A 19,762-nucleotide genomic window follows, 5' to 3' on the forward strand; every position below is an offset into this window, starting at 1 on the left:
AAAGCGGGTTGCTTACGCTCCAACTGCGACCGAGCGCCCGTCCAGTACGTCGGCCTCGGTGACGGTCGCCGTTCGGTCGCCGACCGCGTACTCGCCGGCGTACGGGACCGTCACCGTCGCCTGCCCGTCGTCGCCGACCGTCGCCCGCCGTTCGTACGCGATCGTGTCGCCCGAGACGGAGACATCCGTCTCGACGGTCACGGTCGTCCCCGGCTCACCGGGCACCGTGAGCGTCGCCCCGGGGACTACGGCGAACGCTGCGACGTCGTCGGCGACGGAGAGCGCCTGGTAGTGGGCGAGTCCGTCGGTGTCGGCCCCGCCTGCGCCCTGGTTCTCGAGCAATCGCGCCTGCGCGCTGTCGTCCGGGATGTCCCTGTCGTCGAACTCGGTTACGACGACGTAGCCGACCCGCCCATTGAACGTGTCGTACCAGTCGTCCGGATCGGGACTGGTGACGAACGCCTCGTAGTTGTTCTTGGCGTACCCGTAGCTCCGTGACTCGCCGTTGATGAAGTGGTTGTACATCCGGTTGTCACCCCACTCGCTCAGGACGTAGGTGTCCGGATAGGTGCGGTTCGCGGCCTCGGCGTGGTCGTCGATCGCGTCGACCGCCTCGAGCTGGGCCTCGCTGTAGGTCACGTCCGCCGTCAGACTGGGGACGTAGACGAGGCTCAGCCCAAAGACGAGCAGGCCGATGCCGAGCAGGTAGGCGAGCCGTCGGCCGTCCGGCATCGCGATCGCCGGCTCGAGGCCGCCATCGGCGGCCATGGCCGCTTCGTCGTCGGCGCGTCCCGGCCGAGCGGGTTCCGGATCGCGAACCGAGACGGGCGGCCTGGCTAGGTCGACGACGGCGAGCAGTCGAACGAGTCCCAGGCCGGTGAGGACGGCCAGCGGAATCGCGAGCTGGCCGGCGAACCGCACTTGGATGCCCGCGAGTACGAGGAGGGACCCCGCGTAGGTGCCGACGAGCAACCAGCCGGGTTCGTACCGCCGGGAGACGAGCCACGCGACCCAGCCGAGCACCGCCAGCGCGATGTAAAACCCCATTCCGAGTTGGTAGAGCGGCCCGAAGATGACGAAATACTCCGTCGAGAACAGCGAGGCCGTCTCGGTCGCGCCCTCGCGGGCGAACAGGTCCTGAGCGCGAGCCATCGCTGCCGCCCAGTCGGCCGGCTGTAGCTGTCGGAACGCGAGCAGCCCCGCGGCGGCGACGCCCCCTTCGAGGGCGAGCAACCCGCCGAGATGAACGGATAGCCGCTGCCACAGTTCACCGAGCGCGGCCACGGCGATCGAGCCGGCGAGCACCAGCGCGGGCGTCGTTGCGACGAACTCCGCGTGCCAGCCCCAGCGGTGGTGCAGGGCAAGCGAGAGGGCGCTCCCGATGGCCAGGCCGGCGAACAGCGGTAGGTTCGCGCGCATCGGTGACAGACCGGCTCGAGCGTCCATCGCGACCCGTAACGCGACGTAGCCCGCGAGCGGGACCAACAGGAGCGGTGAGCCGCCCCAGGCGTGTACCCCGGCGGTCACCGAGAGCCCGAAGGCCGCGGCGACGAGCCACGTCGCGGGTGCCCTGAGATGGGCGCGAACGGCCGCCCGCCCGTCACCGCCGGTCTCGAGTCGCCGCTGGAGATCGACGGCGAGTCGCGTCAGCGTCAGGAGCGTGATGCCGAGCCAGAAGTACTGGTGGAACTGGTGATCGAGAAAGCCAAGCCCCGTGTACACCGCGTTGATCGGCGTGACGGCGAAGACGAGGACGGATGCGACCCCGACGCGCGCGTCTCGAGTCAGCGAGACGGCACACGCGTAGATCGCGACTCCGAGCGCGACCGACGCGACGACGGGGAGCCACGCCGCGACGGTCGCGGTCGCTCCCTGCCCGCCGCCGAGCAACTCGGCGACGACCCAGTTCGTCGCGTGTGCGAAGGGGCGCGTTCCGAAGACACCGGCCGGCGTATCCACGAGGACGCCGTAGTCCAGCGGTCCCGAGGCGTCCCCGACCAGCGTTTCCATCCAGTAGCGGAAGTAGTAGGGATCGTTGCCGGGTGAGACGACGCGTCCGTGCCGAAAAACGGCCCGAACCGCCGTCGATCTGGCACCGGCGACGACGATCAGCGCCCCGAGCAGCGCGATCAGCGCTCGCGGATCGACGCCCCTTCGAACCCGCTCGAGTCCGCCCGCGCGGTCGGCCGACTCCGTCTCGTGGTCCGTCTCGAGGTCGTCCCCCGTCAGGGCTGCCTCGACGACTGCCGGGTCCGCAACGCGATACTCGCCGTCGGCGTTTTCGACGATGCCACTCGAAACGAGTTCGCCGAACGTCCCCGAGTCAAGTTCGATGTCGTCGAACGTCCAGGTGGCGTGTTCGCCGTCGGTCGCGAGGACGGTCTCGAGCACGCGGTCACCGTCTTCCCGGTCCGCCAAGAAGGATGTCGTCGCGTCGGCGATCGCTCCCGAGTCGCTGTCCTCGGCCATTGGCAGTCAAATTCGGGCAGGAGGCCATGATAGTTACGCTCTCTCCGAACGGCCGACCGACGGATCGGACGGCCCCTCGATCCGTCGCCGGTTACGGGCCGGTCCTCAGACGAACGCGGAGACGACACCGCCGCCGACGATCGCGAGTCCGCCGAGACCGAAACAGACGACCCAGAAGGGAACCCGGTCGACGACCCGCATGAGGGCGTCGATCGTCCAGTAGCCGACGACCGAACTGACGCCGAGCGCTACGAGGGCTGCCCCCGGTGAAATGCCCGGCAGGCCGCCGGCTTCCGCGACGGTCAGCGCGGCCGCGCCGAGGGTTGCGGGGATCGACAACAGGAAGGAGAGCCGGAACGCCGCCGGCGGATCGTAGCTCCGGAACAGCAACGCGCTCGTCGTCGTCCCCGAGCGGGAGATTCCCGGCAGGATCGCGACGCCCTGGACGGCCCCGACCAGGATCGAGTCGAGCAGCGTCGGGGCGTCCCGGCCGCCCATCGAGACCGACTTCGAAACCAGTTGGAGGAGGCCCGTGAGGATTAGCAGGACGCCGATGAGCGCGATGAAGACGCCGCCCGAGACCCGGCCGGCCAGATCGACCGCGGTCAGGTACAACGGGATACCGACTAGTCCCGTCATGAACGACGCCACGACGACGTACGAGGGGATGGCGTTGTCCCCCTGGTAGGCCGTCCCGGGCCGCCAACCGGGCACCGCTCGGAGGGCCGTCGCGATATCGTCCCGGTAGTAGAGCGTCGCCGAGAGCGTCGTCCCGACTTGCAGGAACAGCGCCAACTGCACCGCGTTCGCGGGGTCGGTTCCCGCGAGCGTCAGAAACAGCGAGAGGTTCCCCTGGCTCGAGACGGGAAGCCACTCGACGATTCCCTGGACGATGCCGGCGAGTATCGCGACGACGAACTCCGCGCGGGTCACTGGTGGAAGTGGGAGAACGCGACTACATAAATCGGACTCATTCGACGTGGGGCTCGGCGACCACACGCTCGCACGGTTCACTCGACGGTGACGCTCTTCGCCAGATTCCGCGGTTTGTCGATCGAGCGGCCGAGCAGGTTCGCGACCCAGTAGGCGACGAGTTGGAGTTGGACGTTCGCGAGCACCGACGCCCCGAGGTCGTCGACGGCCGGGAGTTCGAGGACGTGGTCCGCGTACCGCGCAACGTCGGACGCGCCGTCGGTAATCGCCACGACGGGCGCGTCGCGAGCCTCGACCTCCTTGACGTTCCCGATCGTCTTCCGCGCGGTCTCGCCATTGCCGGTGACGACGGCGAACACGGGCGTCTGCTCGGTTACGAGCGCGAGCGGCCCGTGTTTCAGTTCCCCGGCGGCGAACCCTTCCGCGTGCCGATAGGTGATCTCCTTCATCTTCAGCGCGCCCTCGAGCGCGACCGGATAGTGATAGCCCCGACCGATGAAGAAGTAGGCGTCCGCGTCGACGAACGTCTCGGCGATCGCCCGGGCGTCCGTCGTCTCGAGGACCGTCTGGACCTGGCCGGGGATGTCCCGAAGCGCCTCGAGTTCCCCCCGCGTCGGCTCGTCGCCGAGTTCGAACGCCAGCAGCGCGAGGGCGAGTTGCTGGCTCGCGAACGTCTTCGTCGCCGCGACGCCGATTTCGGGGCCGGCGCGGATGTAGAGGGTGTGGTCACACTCCCGTGCGGCGGAACTCGCGACGGTGTTCGTCACTGCGAGCGTCGTCGCGCCGGCGCGGTCGGCCTCGCGCAGTGCACGCAGCGTGTCGGCGGTCTCGCCGCTCTGGGTGACGCCGACGACGAGCGTGTCCTCGTCGACCGGGACGCGATCGCTCGCGTACTCGCTTGCGAGAAACGCGTGTGCGTCCACACCGCCGCTTCGCAGTCGCTCCGCCCCGAACAGCGCCGCGTGATACGACGTTCCACACGCGACGAACTGCATCGGACCGTCGTGATCGATGGCCTCGAGTTCCGGGAGATCGACCGTCCCCTCGAGTTCGTCGATCCGACCGCGGAGACACTGACGCAGGGCGGACGGCTGCTCGTGGATCTCCTTGAGCATGTAGTGGTCGTAGCCGCTTTTCTCCGCGTCTTCGGCATCCCACGCGACCGTTTCCGTCGGCCGATCGACGGGACGGCCCTCGATGTCGGTGACGACCGCTGAATCGGCACTCAGCCGGGCGATGTCGCCGTCCTCCAGGTAGCGGACCCGGTCGGTGTGCTCGACGAACGCGGGGACGTCGCTCGCGAGATACGTCCCGCGGTCGCCGAGGCCGACGACGAGCGGGGAGTCCTGGCGCGCCGCGTACACCGTCTCCGACCCCTCGATAACCGCGGCGATCGCGTAACTCCCCTCGAGATGATCGACCGCCAGCCGGAACGCCTCCTCGGGGTCCGCGCCGCGATCGAGATAGCGCCCGATCAGGTGGGGGACGACTTCGGTGTCGGTTTCGCTGCGGAACGTGACACCCGCGTCGACGAGATCGTCGTGCAGTCGCTGGTAGTTCTCGATGATCCCGTTGTGGACGACGGCGACCCGACCCGCCTCGTCACAGTGGGGATGGGCGTTGCCGTCCGACGGCGCGCCGTGCGTGCTCCAGCGCGTATGCCCGATCCCGACGGATTCGCCCGCGAGTTCGTCCCGCGATACCGTTTCCTCGAGTGCCGACAGTTCGCCGGCGGCCTTGGAGACCGCCATCTCGGGGGTTGGGATGGCCACGCCGGCGGAATCGTAACCGCGATACTCGAGCGCCGAGAGCCCGTCGAGGACGATATCGATGGCGTCGTGTCCGTCGGTCGTGCCGACGTAGCCGACGATTCCGCACATCGTTACTGCACCTCGGTCCCGGTTTCGATCGTCCCCCGAACGGTCGTTCCGGCGTTGACGACGGCATCGGAGCCGACGACCGTTCCCGGCGCGTAGGTCACGCCGCCGCCGTCGCGAACGCGGTCGGCGAGCAACGCGCCCAGTCGCTCGGCTTCGTGGACGCGGTCACCGACGCGGACGTCTCCAGGCCCGCCGACGACGGTCGAGCCGGGGCCGACCCGAACGTTGCGACCGGTAACGCAGTCGACGAGCGTCGCTCCCGACCCTACGCGCGTATCGGCGTCGACGACGCTGTCCTCGACGACGGCGTTCGCACCGACCGTCGCGTTCTCGCCGAGTGCGACGTTCGGGCCGACGACGGAGCCGGGGCCGACGACGCAGTCCGCCGAGATCGCGACCGGGTCGACGATCGTCGCCGACTCGTGGACCCGCGCATCCGCCGAGACCGAACTCTCGACGCCGTCCGCGTGCTCGAGGAGCGTCGCCGTCACCTCGAGGAGGTCCCACGGGTACGTCGCATCGATCCAGATGCCGTCGGAGGTGACGCCGCGGACGGTCGCCCCGGCGTCGATCGCGTTCGCGATGCCGTCGACGAGCGAGTACTCGCGCAACTGCGGTTCCGGGCCGCGGAGGTACTCGAACATGGCCGGCTCGAACGCGTAGACGCCCGCGTTGAGTTGATAGGTGCGGTCGTCGTGGGGATGCTCGACGATCTCGGCGACGTGGCCGTCGTCCTCACAGATCACGCCGCCGTACTCGGCGACGTTCTCGTCCCGAATGAGTCCGAGCGTGGCGACCGCATCGCCGTCGTCGTGAGCAGTGCGGACGTCCTCGACGATTCGCGGGGCCACGAGCTGATCGCCGTTGAGGACGAGTCGCGGCTCCGAGACGTCGGACTCGGCCGCCAACAGGGCGTGCCCGCTGCCGAGTTGCTTGTCCTGTCCGACGTACTCGAGGCTCGCGTCGCGGTACGTCGATCCGAAATGGGACTGGACGTGCGTCCGTCCGTAGCCGACGACGACGGTGAGCTCCGTGATGCCGGCCTCGACGAGCGCATCGAAGACGTATTCGATGATGGGCTTGGTCGCTGCGGGAAGCATCGGCTTCGGCCGATACTTCGTCAGCGGGCGGAGGCGGGCCCCCTCTCCCGCCGCGAGAACTACCGCAGAACGGATCGTCATAGCGAGACTGAGAGTAACCGAGGCTTATGAGTCTTGTGTCTCAATCGGCGGCGTCCGTCGCTAGCGCGTCTCTCGCGGCCCGACGACAGCCGTGACTGACGGCGCGGCGGTGCCGCCGATTCCGAACGCGTCGAGTCGGCGTTCGAGCCGTGCGGGCGGCTCGTCACGCGTGGAGTCGCGCCCTGGACACCGCGTAGGCCGGACCGGCGAGCGCAGGAGGAAAACGGAACCCAACGCCCAGTGGACACCGGCTATCCTGCAGGTATCGACTTAGCTGTCCTCCCGTCCCCGACCGGGGAATGCATCGATCGCGTCCCGCGTTTCCGCGGCGAGCGTCGCGACGACGCTATCGGCGGGGCGGACGGCCTCGGTCAGTCCGACGCTCTGGCCCGCAAACAGCGCCATCGCCTCGATATCGCCGTCGATGTCCGGCGTCGCGAGCGCCTCGTCGTAGCGCTCGATTCGGTCGCCGGCCCCGGTGGTCGCGACGATGTCGGTCTCGCCCGGCCGCTCTCCCGCGGGCGGACGGCCGTCCCCGTCCCACCGCTCGAGCGTCTCGTTTCGCAGGACGCGATGCGGCGTGTCGGGCCAGCCCTTGTCGAAGAGGGTCGTGTACTCGGTGTCGGTCTCGTTGCTCTCACGGAGACGGCGCTGGTAGGTGTCGTGGACGGCCGCTTCCTCGGTCGCCACGAACCGCGTTCCCAGCCACGCGCCGTCGGCACCGAGCGCGAGCGCGGCCGCGATTCCCCGGCCGTCGGCGATCCCACCAGCCGCGACGATCGGGACGTCGTCCTCGACGGCGTCGGCGACGCGGGGAACCAGCGCCGTCGTCGCGACTTCGCTCTGGACGTGGCCGCCGGCCTCGAGCCCCTGCGTGACTACGATGTCGACGCCCGCGTCGACCGCCACGCGGGCCGCCTCGGCGCTGCCGACGGTCTGTGCGACGAGCGCGCCCGCCTCGTGAACCCGGTCGACGTAGGGGGCGGCATCACCGAACGAGAGGCTGACGACATCGACACCGGCTTCGAGGATCGTCTCGAGGTGGGCTGCGGTGTCCACGACGGCCGTCGCGTCGTCCAGCACGAGGTTGACCGCGAACGGCTCGTCGGTCAGTTCGCGCGTGGCGCGGATCGCTGCGCGCGTTTCCACCGTGTCCCGCCACGTGACCGCGAGGTGGCCGAGGCCGCCGGCGTTCGAGACGGCGGCCGCGAGTTCGGGAGTCGTCGCGCTCCCGATCGGTGCCTGGACGATTGGATACTCGATCTCGAGCAGTTCGGAGAGTGGGGTCTGCAGCGTCATCGTTGCCGACGGATCAGGCCCGTCGCTTCTCCTTCTCGAGGACGCGGACGTTCTCGATCCCCGTATCCGGATACTGCCCGTCGTCGTCCTTCTCGATGGCCTTCACCATGTCCCAGACGACGTTCAGGCCGGTCGTCACGCCCTCGAGAGCCTCCATCTCGCAGCCCGTTTTGCCGGTGGTCTCGACGGCGACGCGGAGTTCGATCCAGTCCTCGGCCAGCGAGAAGTCGGTGTCGACGTTCGTGATCGGGATCTGGTGACACATCGGGATCGTCTCCCAGGTGTGCTTGACCGCCTGAATCGCGCCGACGCGGGCGGTCGCGAGTACGTCGCCCTTGCCCACCCGATCGTCCCGGATCGCTTCGATCGTCGACGGTCGGAGGTGAATCTCCCCGACGGCGACGGCACGGCGTTCGCTGTCCGGTTTGTCGCCGACATCGACCATCTGGACGTCGCCGTCGGACGTGGTATGGGTCAGTTCGTCGGCGGTCGCCGACTCGTCCTCGGATTCCTCACGCATCGCGATCACCCCAGAGGGCCGCCGGCAGTTCCTCGGTGACCTCCGACGCGAGGAACCCGAACTCCTGGGTCTCCGCGAGGCGTTCGCCCGCGATACCGTTGACCTGTGCGCCCGCCGCGGCGGCGTCGAGCGGTTCGGCGTGTTCCAGCAGCGCCGCGACGACGCCGGCGAGCGTATCGCCGGTCCCCCCGACTGCCATCCCGGGAGTTCCGGACCGGCTGATTCGCGTCCGCTCCCCGTCGGTAATGACGTCGTTTGCGCCCTTCGCGAGGACGACGTGGCCCAACTCGGCCGCAAACGACGCGATCTCGTCGGCCGCCCCGGCCAGATCGTCCGCGTCCGGGCCGCCCATCCGCGCCAGTTCGGCCCGGTTGGGCGTACAGACCAGCGTCGCGTCGGTTTCGACCGACGGCACGATCTCGAGGGCGTCCGCGTCGACGACTGCCCGCCCCGTGTACGAGGCGAGGAACTGCCGGACGGCCTGGCGGGTCTCGTCGGCGGTGCCGAGTCCGGGGCCGATGACGACGACGTCGTCGTAGCGCTCGGCGGTCTCGAGGAGGTCGTCGGCCACCGCGGGCGTGAGCACGTCGCTCTCGTAGGGCTGGACGATCAGGTCCTCGCCGTAGCCCTGGATCTCGCCGGCGACGGCGTCGGGTGCGGCGACGAAGGCGAGTTCCGCGCTGGCACGCAGCGCAGCCTGGGCGGCCAACGCCGGCGCGCCGGTGTAGGGACCGCCGCCGATGACGTACGGCCGCCCCTCGCGACCGTCGGGCCGCGCGAGGGCGATATCGCCGGGCCCGACGAACCGCTCCGCCGCGGCCGGGATGCCGATGTCCGCGACGGTAACGTCCGCGTCGAGGTCCTCGAGTCCCGGTTTCGCGTCGTGGAAAGTGACGACGCGGTCCGCCTCGACGCCGTTGGCCGCGTGGTCGCCCCCGTCGGCGTCGAAGCCGGAAGGGACGTCGACTGCCACGACGGTCGCGTCGGCCGCGTTGATTTCCGCGGCCGCGGTCGCCGCTGGCTCTCGGAGGTCACCGCTGATCCCCGTCCCCAACATCGCGTCGACGACGACATCGCAGTCGGGGAGATCGAAGCCGCTCGAGTCGGTGGTTTCCCGGGTGTCGTAGCCGGCTCGCTCGAGGGCAGCCCAGTTCTCGCGAGCGATCTCGGTTCCGATCAGTTCCGCGCGGCCGAGCAGCAGCGTCGTCACGTCGTAGTCGTCCAGAAAGCGGGCCGCAACGAAGGCGTCGCCGCCGTTGTTTCCACGACCCGCGACGATAACGACCCGAGCGCCGGGATCGGCGCTCGCACGGATCGCTCGAGCTACCGCGTGCCCGCTCGACTCCATCAACTGCTTTCGCGGCACACCCAGCGCCGCGGCGTTCGCGTCGACGGCGGCCATTCGCTCGCCTGTGATCATGGCTGGGGGTTCGACGGGCCGTCCGTTCAACGTTGCGGACACCACCGGCAAACATCGGTAGGCAGCAGACTCAATCCCTTTCGGAGCCCGCGCTCCGGTATGAACGTCTTCTGGCTCGACGAGGACCCGCGACTCGCCGCGCGCTATCACTGCGACCAGCACGTCAACAAACTGTTGCTCGAGGCCGCGCAGGTCCTCTGTACCGCGGCCCGGGAGAACGGCTACGAGGCCGACTTCCTCTATCGAGCGACCCACGTCGACCACCCCGTCACGAGGTGGGCCACCGAATCCAGCGCGAACTGGCTCCGCCTGCGGGAGCACGCCGCGGCGCTGAACGAGGAGTTCGTCGAGCGCTACGGGAAAGACGACGACCACGCCTCCTGGCAGGTGATCGAGCGTATCGACCCCGCCGCGATTTCGTTTCCCGCCGACGAGCCGACACCCCGTCCGCAGGCGATGCCCGACGAGTACAGGCAGGCCGACGACCCCGTGGCCGCCTACCGCGCCTACTACGCCGGCGAGAAGGCCGACTGGGCCGAGTGGAAATACACCGACGAACCGCCGTGGCTCGAGGCCTTGCTTCCGGAGCACGAGTGAGAGCCACCCACACCCACGGTTTCTCGCCCGATCACGGCCGTGCGCGGGGGCACCGATCCCTCGATGCATGCCACAGCGGCCGGTCCGATAGTTGGATAGCCCGCCCGAACCCGAAATCGCCGTGGAAACGCCGACCACCTCGTTTCCGATTGCCGTCGACATCGGCCTCAGGTGGTTGTTCCGCCGAGGTGACGACGGTCGTCCCGAGCGACGGCTGACTCAGTACCTGATCTCGAACCCGTCCTCACCCCGGGGGTCCTCGTACTCGACCGTGACATCGTCGACGTCGGCCGCGGGACTGCCCGTGTAACACCACTCGACCATCCCTTCGACGGCATCCTTCGGCCCCTCGAAGATCGCCTCCACCCGTCCGTCGTCCAGGTTCTTTACCCAGCCGTCGACGCCCATCTCCGCGGCCGTATCGCGGGTGTTCGCGCGGTAGTAGACGCCCTGTACCGTCCCCGAAACGAAAACGTGTGCACGGGTTCGTGTCGCCATATGAGTGGCATTGACCGCGACCGTAAAAAAGCCGCTTCCGATCACTACATGGCGGAAGTAACGGCGATGACTCGACCGCCCATTTCGGTAGCTGGACGGCATCGTGAGGGGATTGTTTCGACCGATACGGTCGACGGGAGTTCCTCGTCTTTGTGCTCACTCCCGTCTCGGCCCCTCAGAATCCGGATGCGAGGGTCCGACGAGTCTCGTCCGCTCGGGAGTTGACCCGTCGCAAAAGACGGACGCGCCGTCTTTTAGGCTGGCCTAAATAGTAAGACATAAGTAGTTTTAGGTGGGCCTAAAAGTCGTATGCCACGATCGAAACGAAGCGGTTCGACCCGATTACTGACGCTGCTCGTTGCTGGACTGCTCTGCTGTTCGCTGCTCGGCGGGGCGGGAGCCGTCACCGCCTCCTCCTCGAACGTCTACGTCACCGTGTCGGACATCGCCGTCTCGGACGACGAGCCGACGACTGACGATGCCATCACGGTCACACCGACGATTCGACACTCGAGCGGACACGACGGCGGGTTCCAGGTCACACAGGTCGTTCTCGAGGCTCCCGACCGAGGCAAGGTCGACGAAGCCGACGATCTCGGCTCGATCGCCTCCGGGGAGACCATCGACGTGCCCCTCCAGACGACGTTCGACACGGCGGGCGAAAAACGACTCATCGTCAAAGTACGCGGCATCAAGGAAGACGCCGACGGGAACACCGAGCAGGTCGGTGTCATCGAGCGGCCCGTGTACGTCAGCGTCTCCGAACCGTCATCGGACTCGACGACGGACCCGCGGCTCCGGATCGATGCCGACCGCGCAGTCGCCGGCACCGAGGTCCCGGTGACGGTCACGGTTTCGAACGGCGATGACGAGGCCCTGACCGACCTCGTCGCACACCTCGACAGCGAGGGGGCCGTCGAAGAACCGACTCGAATCCACCCGACGCTCGAGGGTGGGAACATGACGACCTTCGATTTCCGGTTCCGAGCCGATGAACCCGGTCCAGACCGCCTCGAAGCCGCATTGGAATACGACGATGGCAACCGAGTGGAAGCCGTCCAACCGATTCGAGTCGAACCGCTGCGTGAGGACGTCGATCTGTACGCCTCGGTTCTCGAGCGCAACGAATCGACGGTGCTGCAGTATCGCGTCACCAACCGGGGGAACGCTCCGATCGACGACGTAAGCATCTCGGGACAAACGGATAGCGAGCAGTTGCCGGGCGCGACGATCGAGACCGTCGACGCCGCTTCGGCCGAAACGGTGTCCATTCCCATCGACGAGGCGCTGACCGGGACTGCTGAGATCGAGGCGGCGTACACGATCGACGACCGCAGGAATCGGTCGACCCGGACGATCGAAATCACCGGCGCGACTGCGACCGAGTCCGATATCGCTTCCATCGGCGGACAGTCGATTATCGCCGCCGGCGCGTCGGGCGCGGGATCGGTGTTCGGGGCGGTAATCGTCCTTCTCGGCCTCGGTGGGATCTCGTTCCTCGGCTATCGCCAGTGGAATCGATAAGTGATCCAGGGCGGTAACGACGGCCCCTCGCCGTCCCGTGTTATGTACCCGTTCTGAGGTGGTGAAAGACGTACGTCTGTGCGTAGCCGGCGTACTCACCGCCGAGGCGGTCGCGAAGCGCCCGCGAGGTCTCGGCGTAGGAGCCGCGATCGCACTCGGGATAGTACTCCTCGACCGCCGACTTGATCCACGTATCCAGCGGGACGGCCTCGTCGAACCCCAGCGAGAACAGGAGCACGCAGTCGGCTACCTTGTCGCCGACCCCGACGAACTGCGTCAGGAACTCCCGCGCGGCTTCGTACTCGAGGTCGCGGGCGTCGGCCGGATGGGCTTTGCCGCCCGCGACCATCTCGGCGGTCCGGACGACGTAGGGAGCACGATACCCCAACCCGAGGTCGCGGAGTTCGGCCTCGGTCGCAGTCGCGAGCTGGTCCGGCGTCGGAAACGCGTGATAGGTCGCCCCGTCGAACGTGATCGGACTGCCGTATTCCCGAGCCAGCGCCGTGACCATGGTATGAATGCGGCCGACCCGCATTTGTGCCGAGCAGATAAACGAGATCAGACAGCCAAACGGCGGGTCCCGAACGAGTCGCATTCCGGGATGGGCCTCGTAGGCCTCCCGAAGCAACGGATCGTCCGGCCCGGCCGCGGCGATCGCCTCGAGATCGTCCTCGAGGCGCAATAGGCGACGCACGGTCGGCTCGGCGTCGGCCGTCGATTCCCACTCGAGGCGACCGTCGCGGGTCCGAACGCGGATCACCTCGCCGTCGACGACCGTCGCGTACCACGCGCCGGGGGCCGGCGTGTCGGTATACATCTCGCCGTCCCCGCGCCGCCAGAGGTAGCTCTGGCCGCTCTCGAGCGTTCGATACAGGTCGAGTCCGCCACCGAGATCGTCGATCGGGATGGTCCCCGTCTCCATTCGGACGCCCCTTCGGGCGTGTGGGTCCTTTGCCTTTCGAAGCGATCCGCCGTGGGGCAGCCGCCGAACGGAGACGGCCCGTAGCGACGGCCCGGCCGCCACGAGGCGAACCTTCTTACTGTATGCGATACAACGTCTATACATGAATTGCAGGGTCGTCGTCGAAGCTGCCGTGCCGGTATTCGACGTTGAAACGGAGGACGAGGCGATCCGTATCGCCATCTCGAAGACGGGCGAGATGCTGAACCCTGACCTCAATTACGTCGAGATCAACATGGGCGAGCGGACCTCGCCGTCGGGCGAGGAACTGCCGCCCGCGTTCATCGCGGCCGACGAAGCGCTCGTCGCGCTCGAACTGGAGATGACCGTCTTCAACGTCGAGCGCGAGGAACACGCCTCGCGTATTGCCCGGAAAGAGATCGGCCAGCTCCTCGAGAATATCCCGCTCGAGGTCGAACGGGTCGATGTCCTGGAAGACGAGGACGGCGACGAGGCGTCGGAGACGGGGGACGCCGAGCACGCGGACGAGCAAGTCGACGCGGCCGGTGCCTCGGACGCCGACGGGGAAGACGACGAGGAGATCCTTCCCGAGTTCGAGGACCTCGTCGAGTAAGTCCGCCCGTCAGCCCCGTCGATCGGATAGTCGGCCCGTCCGAACGAGTTCTGACGCCTCGTAGCAGCCACCTACTGAACGGCGAGTACGGTGCCCCCGGTCGATAGCGTCGGCTCGTCGTGGTCGGCGGTCGCCGCCAACCGAGACGGCTGGACGAGTGACGGCGATACGTCTCACTGGTCAGTATAGCGATCTATCGGAGGATGCGACGAGTTGCTCAGTCTGCAGTTGCGGCGACTGCTTCCTGCTCCCCTTCCCGCATGTTCTTCGTAATTCCCCCGGCGAGTGCAAAAACAGCGGCTTTGTGGTCGGTTTTCGATTTATGGATCGATGTCGGCCGAATACCCCGCGACTCGTACTCTTCGAGATCGATCTGACAGTCTTCCCACGCTGCACACTGATTGGATACCTCCGCGAGAAGGCCGTGAAGGTGAATGAGCTCCTGCTTCTTCATAACCATCTCGTCCTATCCACTGCAGGGTTATATTATTATCTTGAGTCGCGTTAACACACATACAATGTCATATGTGTGGTGTGTCATCCGTGAAGAAGATTCGAATGCCGTCCCTAAAGGAGTGAAACCACGGGACTCCGTGGGGTTATAACTCTATTTATGTGTGTAATATTTTCTTTCTCTCCAGCTTCCGATACGCTGCGTTCGGAGAGTTAAACCGTGGCTACTACTGGAACGACGGTGTGAAAATATCTGTTAGGTATCAGATCGGGGGTGATTTCGACACTACCCGAGCTGTTTCAGCGTCTGTAGATCACGGTCGGTTCGCATGAACTCAGCGGTCCGACGGGAGGCATGACAGTTCGGACAGTGAAACATCTCGGCGGCCGCAGGGAGGTCGTCCGGAGACGTCCGCCAGTCCTTCGTACACTCGGGACACAACAGTTGGACGGTCGTTCTATCCATGTCACATTCTTTCACATGAGTGGTGAAAAACGTTGCCGCGGTTCCATACAACCGAAAAAGACCACCCGCGTCATCGCGACGCGACAGACACGACCGCAGACTCGGCCGATTTAGGCAGGTGCGGCCGTGTCCGAGGCCTCGAGCAGTTCCTTGTACCGGTTCCGGATGGTCACTTCGGAGATGCTCGCGACCTCGCTGACCTCGTTTTGGGTAACCTTCTCGTTGGTCAGCAGGGCGGCGGCGTACACCGCTGCTGCGGCGAGGCCGACCGGGGACTTCCCGCTGTGGACGCCCTCCTGACGGGCCGATTCGAGCAGTTCGCGGGCCATGCGCTCGGTCTCGTCGGAGAGGTCGAGATCGCTGACGAACCGCGGTACGTAGTGTTCGGGATCGGCCGGTTTAACCTCGAGACCGAGTTCCCGGATGATATAGCGGTACGTACGGGTCAGTTCCATCTTCTCGACGCGGGAAACCGCGGAGATTTCGTCGAGACTGCGCGGCGTCCCGGCCTGGCGAGCGGCGGCGTACAACGAGGACGTCGCGACGCCCTCGATCGAGCGCCCCGGAAGCAAGTCCTCCTCGAGTGCGCGTCGATAGATGACCGACGCGGTCTCGCGGACGTTCTCCGGGAGACCGAGCGCGCTGGCCATCCGATCGATCTCGCCGAGCGCTTGCTTCAGGTTCCGTTCCTTGGAGTCGCGAGTGCGGAAGCGCTCGTTCCACGTGCGTAGGCGCTGCATCTTCTGGCGCTGGCGACTCGAGAGCGACCGGCCGTAGGCGTCCTTGTCCTGCCAGCCGATGTTCGTCGAGAGTCCCTGGTCGTGCATCATGTTCGTCGTCGGTGCACCGACGCGGGACTTCTCGTCTTTCTCGGCGGCGTCGAACGCACGCCACTCGGGGCCGCGGTCGATCTCGTCTTCCTCGACGACGAGACCACAGTCCGTACAGACCGTCTCCGCGTGTTCATCGTCCGAGATCAGGCGTCCGCCACATTCGGGGCAGTGTTCCTGTTCGTCGGATACCGCCGTGTTTTCCTCCTCGATTTCGGTCTCCCGCTCGTTCGTATAGGTTCGGATGCTTGTGTCTGTCATAGTGTATCGGGTGGGTTACTCGGGGCTCCCGGGTGGGGTAACCAGAAGAAACCCGGTCGCCTCGCCTAACATAGGGTAAGGCCGTAAGGCATATAAAGGTTTCGGCTACTTTATAAATTGCCCGAATTTTCTGTTATATAGGTTCCGGTTATATACTCATTAATCGTTTGCAATAGTGCAGTGAGAGGTCGGCCCTTTCCCGGCGAACGGGCCGCGCTACTCGACGGTAAAGAGGTGGCCATCCTTCGGTACGTCGAACAACCCGATGCGGGCCCCGGCGTCGAGCCACGCGTGCCCGTACGAAAACGATGCGAGTGCATTGACGGGATCGTCCTGCTCCCGGAAGTGATTGCCGTCCTCCAGATAGGACGCCGCCATCTCGTAGCAGTCGGCGGCAGCGTCCGCCATCGGGGTCCCCTCGGGCGGCGCGATCGTCGCCGCCTCGAGCGCGTCAGTGAGCAGTTCGCCATAGCGGTTCGTCTTCTCCTCGAGATCGGCAGCCATGGTCGACTCTCGTCGCTCTGCCCCGTAAGTGCGTCGGCGTCGGTGGCGATCGGCCCGGCACAGTAAGGGGGAGAGATTGCTGAGAGCGCAAGGCGTTTAGGCGCTCTATCCGAAATAAGGGACATGAGCGACCAGCCACGCGTCGAGATTTATACCAAGACGGACTGTCCATACTGTGAGAAGGCCACGGACCTCTTCGATAGCAAAGGCATCGAGTACGAGACCTACAACGTCACCGACGACGACGACCGCTTCGAGGAGATGGTCGAGCGTGCGAACGGCCGCAAGACGGCCCCCGAAGTGTTCATCGACGACGAACTCATCGGCGGCTGGGACGACACCAGCGCGCTCAACGAGACCGGCGAACTCGACGAAAAGCTGGGCATCGCCGAGGACAACGACGATGGGATCGTCGAACACCGCAAACTCGTCATCGCCGGTACCGGCATCGCCGGCCTCACCGCCGCCATCTACGCCGGGCGCTCGAACAACGAGCCGCTCGTTATCGAGGGCGATGAGCCCGGTGGCCAACTCACCCTGACTACCGATGTCGCCAACTACCCCGGCTTCCCCGAGGGGATCGGCGGTCCGGAACTCGTCAACAACATGAAAGAGCAGGCCACACAGTTCGGGGCCGAATTGAAAAACGGGATCATCGAATCCGTCGATGACTCGAGCCGACCGTTCCGCGTCGAGATGAAAGACGGCGATGTCTACACCGCCGACGCCGTCATCGCCGCCTCGGGTGCGAGCGCCCGCACGCTCGGTATTCCCGGGGAAGACGAGCTCATGGGCTACGGCCTCTCGACGTGTGCGACCTGTGACGGCGCGTTCTTCCGCGGCGAGGATATGCTGGTCGTCGGCGGCGGCGATGCCGCCATGGAGGAAGCGACCTTCCTGACGAAGTTCGCCGACACCGTCTACATCGCCCACCGCCGCGAGGAGTTCCGCGCCGAGGACTACTGGGTCGATCGCGTCCACGAGAAGGTCGAGGACGGTGAGATCGAAATCATGAAAAACACCGAACTGACCGAGATCCACGGCTCCCAGGAGGACGGCGTCGATCACGTCACTCTCGTCGAGAACGACAAAGGTCATCCCACCGACCGCCTCGACGACCCCGGGACCGAGGAGTTCGACTTCGACGTTGGGGCGGTCTTCTTCGCGATCGGACACACGCCGAACACCGACTATCTCGAGGACACCGGCGTCGAAACCGACGACGACGGATACCTGAAGACCAACGGCGGCGACGGCGGCAACCAGACCGAAACCGACGTCTCCGGTATCTTCGGCGCGGGCGATGTCGTCGACTACCACTACCAGCAGGCTGTGACCGCCGCCGGCATGGGCTCGAAGGCGGCCCTCGACGCCGACGAGTACCTCGACGACCTCGAGCGAGCCGACTCGAGTGGGGAAGAAGTCGAGCCGGCCGCGGCGGACGACTGAGGGCGGGTCCGCTCGGCGCAGTCGTCGACTATTATCCGTCACCGTACGAACTGATTCCCTTCGGTTTCGGCTCCTCCTCCGTTCTGCCGATCGCCGTCCGGTTCCCGTGTGGTCTCGCTCGCGGTCCGTCGTCGAAACGACAGCGCGCTCGATAGCCCCCTATCCAGCGAGCACACTGTCGGGACACGGTGAGAAACCAATACCCCTATATGAGACGATCACTGTATTCTCTCTTGAATGAGTATTCAAGACCGCTTAGTACGTCGACATAGCGGACAGGACGGGAACCGAATTCCGTACTCGAGACGGGCAGACCAATGAGGGCGGGTCGCACACTCGGCTGCCTCCTCGTCGTCGTCTTGGTCACCACCGCGGGTATCGGTCCCGCACTCGCCCAGTCGGGGCAACGGTCGGGCCAAGTCGTCGGACAGCCGGATATCACCATCGAATCGTCGGCCGGTGAGCTGACCCCCGGGACGTCGGTCGAACTCCCGCTTTCGATCACGAACCGCGGGCAGATCGACCGCGCCGGCCCGTCACAGTACGAGCAACGGGTCACGACGGCACGCGGCCTGTCGCTCGATTTCCAGGACGAGAACTCGCCGATCGATGTGGATAGCGGGCCGATCTCCGTCGGCAACGTTCCGACGGGGACGAGAGGCGTCTCGCCGGTTCGGGTCACGATTCCCGACCACCTCGAGCCGGGAAGTTACGAACTCCCGGTCGAATACGAGTACTCGTACACGCGCGTCGTCGAATTCAATCAAGCGAGCGCGGAGTACAACGACCTGACGCGGACGCGGACGGCGACGCTGACGATCGAAGTCGAAGACAAACCGCAGTTCGAAGTCGTCGATGTCGAATCGAACGCCCAAGTCGGCGATCGAAACGACGTCTCGGTGACGCTCCGGAACACGGGAACCAAGACGGCACGTGACGCGAGCGTGACCGCACAGTCCAAGACGGCGGAAATGTCCTTCGGTGCCGGTCCGGAGACGTCGACGGGCTACGTCGGCGAGTGGAAACCCGAGGAGACGAAAACGGTCACCTACAGCGTCGCATTGTCGGACGATGCCCCACACCGCGGCTACTCGCTCGGTCTGTCCGTCGGATACACCGATAGCGACGGTATCGAGCGAACGTCACCCCCGTTGGAGGCCGGCGTCCCGACTGCCGCCGAACAGTCGTTCGCCCTCGAGAACGTCTCCTCGACGCTGCGGGTCGGCGAGGACGGGAGCATCTCGGGAACCGTCACCAACACGGGTCCGAAACGGGTCAACAGCACCGTCGTCCGGTTCGCCGACGAGGGTTCGCCGAACGTGATTCCCATCGAGCGGTCCGTCGCCGTCGGGGCCCTCGAGCCCGGTGACTCGGCGTCGTTCCGACTGCCGATCGAAATGAGTAGCGAGGCCGAAGCCGGAGCGAAATCGCTGGACTTCGCCGTCCGCTATCGGAACTCCGAGGCGGAGATTCGTCAGTACACCAAACTCGATGTGACCGCCGATATCGCTCGCGAACGTGATCAGTTCGATGTCGATATACAGGAGTCGACGATCACGGCCGGCGGCGAGCAAGCGATCACCGTCTCGGTCACGAACGAACTCAATCAGACCGTGACCGACGTCGAGGCGCGTATCTTCGCCGACGACCCGCTCGACACCGGTGACGACGACACGGGTTACGTCGAGTCGCTCGAGCCCGGCGAGTCGGTCACCATGACGTTCGAACTGAGCGCGTCGGAGTCGGCGACAGAAAAGACGTACCCGGTCTCCTTTGACTTCCGATACGACGACGAACGGAACAAGAGCCAGCTTTCGAACACGATTCGCGTGCCGATGTCCGTTACGACCGACGACGGCGGCTTCCCGCTATCGCTGGTCCTCATCACGGGCTCGCTTCTCATCGGCGCGGTCGGCGTGTTCTGGTATCGGAGGGACTAATCG

Annotated in this window: 18 protein-coding genes; 5 read left to right on the plus strand and 13 right to left on the minus strand. The window is 66.1% G+C overall.

The window, feature by feature from the left end:
* Positions 1-12 precede the first annotated feature (12 nt).
* The 7 genes from FGF80_RS04830 to FGF80_RS04860 form a co-directional block, all read right to left on the minus strand.
* Positions 13-2,469: an MFS transporter gene (locus FGF80_RS04830; RefSeq protein ID WP_138652538.1), complete on the minus strand. Its 2,457-nt coding sequence runs from the start codon at positions 2,467-2,469 to the stop codon at positions 13-15.
* Between the two features lie 105 nt (positions 2,470-2,574).
* On the minus strand, positions 2,575-3,402 hold the full coding sequence (locus FGF80_RS04835) for an undecaprenyl-diphosphate phosphatase (RefSeq protein WP_006184344.1): 828 nt from the start codon (positions 3,400-3,402) through the stop codon (positions 2,575-2,577).
* 77 nt (positions 3,403-3,479) lie between these two features.
* Positions 3,480-5,282 carry a glutamine--fructose-6-phosphate transaminase (isomerizing) gene (glmS, locus tag FGF80_RS04840; RefSeq protein ID WP_138652540.1) on the minus strand — a complete coding sequence of 601 codons (1,803 nt, stop codon included), beginning with the start codon at positions 5,280-5,282 and terminating at the stop codon, positions 3,480-3,482.
* Positions 5,283-5,284: 2 nt separating this feature from the next.
* Positions 5,285-6,463 carry a sugar phosphate nucleotidyltransferase gene (locus tag FGF80_RS04845; protein WP_138652542.1) on the minus strand — a complete coding sequence of 393 codons (1,179 nt, stop codon included), beginning with the start codon at positions 6,461-6,463 and terminating at the stop codon, positions 5,285-5,287.
* A gap of 270 nt (positions 6,464-6,733) precedes the next feature.
* Positions 6,734-7,762: an NAD(P)H-dependent flavin oxidoreductase gene (locus FGF80_RS04850; protein WP_138652544.1), complete on the minus strand. Its 1,029-nt coding sequence runs from the start codon at positions 7,760-7,762 to the stop codon at positions 6,734-6,736.
* A gap of 13 nt (positions 7,763-7,775) precedes the next feature.
* Positions 7,776-8,282 (minus strand): cyclic pyranopterin monophosphate synthase MoaC, encoded by a 507-nt coding sequence (gene moaC / locus FGF80_RS04855; protein ID WP_138652546.1) that lies wholly within the window; start codon positions 8,280-8,282, stop codon positions 7,776-7,778.
* On the minus strand, positions 8,275-9,702 hold the full coding sequence (locus FGF80_RS04860) for an NAD(P)H-hydrate dehydratase (RefSeq protein ID WP_138652548.1): 1,428 nt from the start codon (positions 9,700-9,702) through the stop codon (positions 8,275-8,277). Before FGF80_RS04860 ends, moaC begins: the two co-directional genes overlap by 8 nt.
* A gap of 99 nt (positions 9,703-9,801) precedes the next feature.
* Between FGF80_RS04860 and FGF80_RS04865 the strand changes: the two genes are divergently transcribed.
* Entirely contained in the window at positions 9,802-10,299 is a 498-nt protein-coding gene (locus tag FGF80_RS04865; RefSeq protein WP_006184338.1) for a hypothetical protein, read from the plus strand.
* Positions 10,300-10,518: 219 nt separating this feature from the next.
* Here FGF80_RS04865 and FGF80_RS04870 read toward each other — a convergent pair whose 3' ends face one another.
* The gene (locus tag FGF80_RS04870) at positions 10,519-10,797 is read right to left on the minus strand and encodes an acylphosphatase (RefSeq protein ID WP_006184337.1); all 279 of its coding nucleotides are present in this window, start codon (positions 10,795-10,797) and stop codon (positions 10,519-10,521) included.
* 309 nt (positions 10,798-11,106) lie between these two features.
* Here FGF80_RS04870 and FGF80_RS04875 point away from each other — a divergent pair, with 309 nt between their 5' ends.
* A complete protein-coding gene (locus tag FGF80_RS04875; protein WP_006184336.1) occupies positions 11,107-12,321 on the plus strand; it encodes a COG1361 family protein in 1,215 nt (404 codons plus the stop codon).
* A gap of 40 nt (positions 12,322-12,361) precedes the next feature.
* Here FGF80_RS04875 and FGF80_RS04880 read toward each other — a convergent pair whose 3' ends face one another.
* Entirely contained in the window at positions 12,362-13,243 is an 882-nt protein-coding gene (locus FGF80_RS04880; protein WP_006184335.1) for a DNA-3-methyladenine glycosylase family protein, read from the minus strand.
* Between the two features lie 142 nt (positions 13,244-13,385).
* Here FGF80_RS04880 and FGF80_RS04885 point away from each other — a divergent pair, with 142 nt between their 5' ends.
* A complete protein-coding gene (locus tag FGF80_RS04885; RefSeq protein WP_049907877.1) occupies positions 13,386-13,856 on the plus strand; it encodes a DUF555 domain-containing protein in 471 nt (156 codons plus the stop codon).
* 217 nt (positions 13,857-14,073) lie between these two features.
* On the opposite strand, the gene FGF80_RS04890 is transcribed toward FGF80_RS04885, so the two are convergent.
* The 4 genes from FGF80_RS04890 to FGF80_RS04905 form a co-directional block, all read right to left on the minus strand.
* On the minus strand, positions 14,074-14,310 hold the full coding sequence (locus FGF80_RS04890; protein WP_008453476.1) for a UPF0058 family protein: 237 nt from the start codon (positions 14,308-14,310) through the stop codon (positions 14,074-14,076).
* A gap of 285 nt (positions 14,311-14,595) precedes the next feature.
* Complete coding sequence (locus FGF80_RS04895) at positions 14,596-14,775, minus strand: DUF7836 family putative zinc-binding protein (RefSeq protein ID WP_006184332.1); 180 nt, start codon at positions 14,773-14,775, stop codon at positions 14,596-14,598.
* 110 nt (positions 14,776-14,885) lie between these two features.
* On the minus strand, positions 14,886-15,866 hold the full coding sequence (locus FGF80_RS04900; protein WP_006184331.1) for a transcription initiation factor IIB: 981 nt from the start codon (positions 15,864-15,866) through the stop codon (positions 14,886-14,888).
* 216 nt (positions 15,867-16,082) lie between these two features.
* A complete protein-coding gene (locus tag FGF80_RS04905; protein WP_006184330.1) occupies positions 16,083-16,370 on the minus strand; it encodes a DUF357 domain-containing protein in 288 nt (95 codons plus the stop codon).
* Positions 16,371-16,493: 123 nt separating this feature from the next.
* Between FGF80_RS04905 and FGF80_RS04910 the strand changes: the two genes are divergently transcribed.
* The gene (locus tag FGF80_RS04910; protein ID WP_006184329.1) at positions 16,494-17,819 is read left to right on the plus strand and encodes an FAD-dependent oxidoreductase; all 1,326 of its coding nucleotides are present in this window, start codon (positions 16,494-16,496) and stop codon (positions 17,817-17,819) included.
* Positions 17,820-18,136: 317 nt separating this feature from the next.
* A complete protein-coding gene (locus FGF80_RS04915) occupies positions 18,137-19,759 on the plus strand; it encodes a COG1361 S-layer family protein (protein ID WP_006184328.1) in 1,623 nt (540 codons plus the stop codon).
* Positions 19,760-19,762: the final 3 nt, after the last annotated feature.

It is taken from the genome of Natrinema pallidum, assembly GCF_005890195.1.
Lineage (GTDB): Archaea > Halobacteriota > Halobacteria > Halobacteriales > Natrialbaceae > Natrinema > Natrinema pallidum.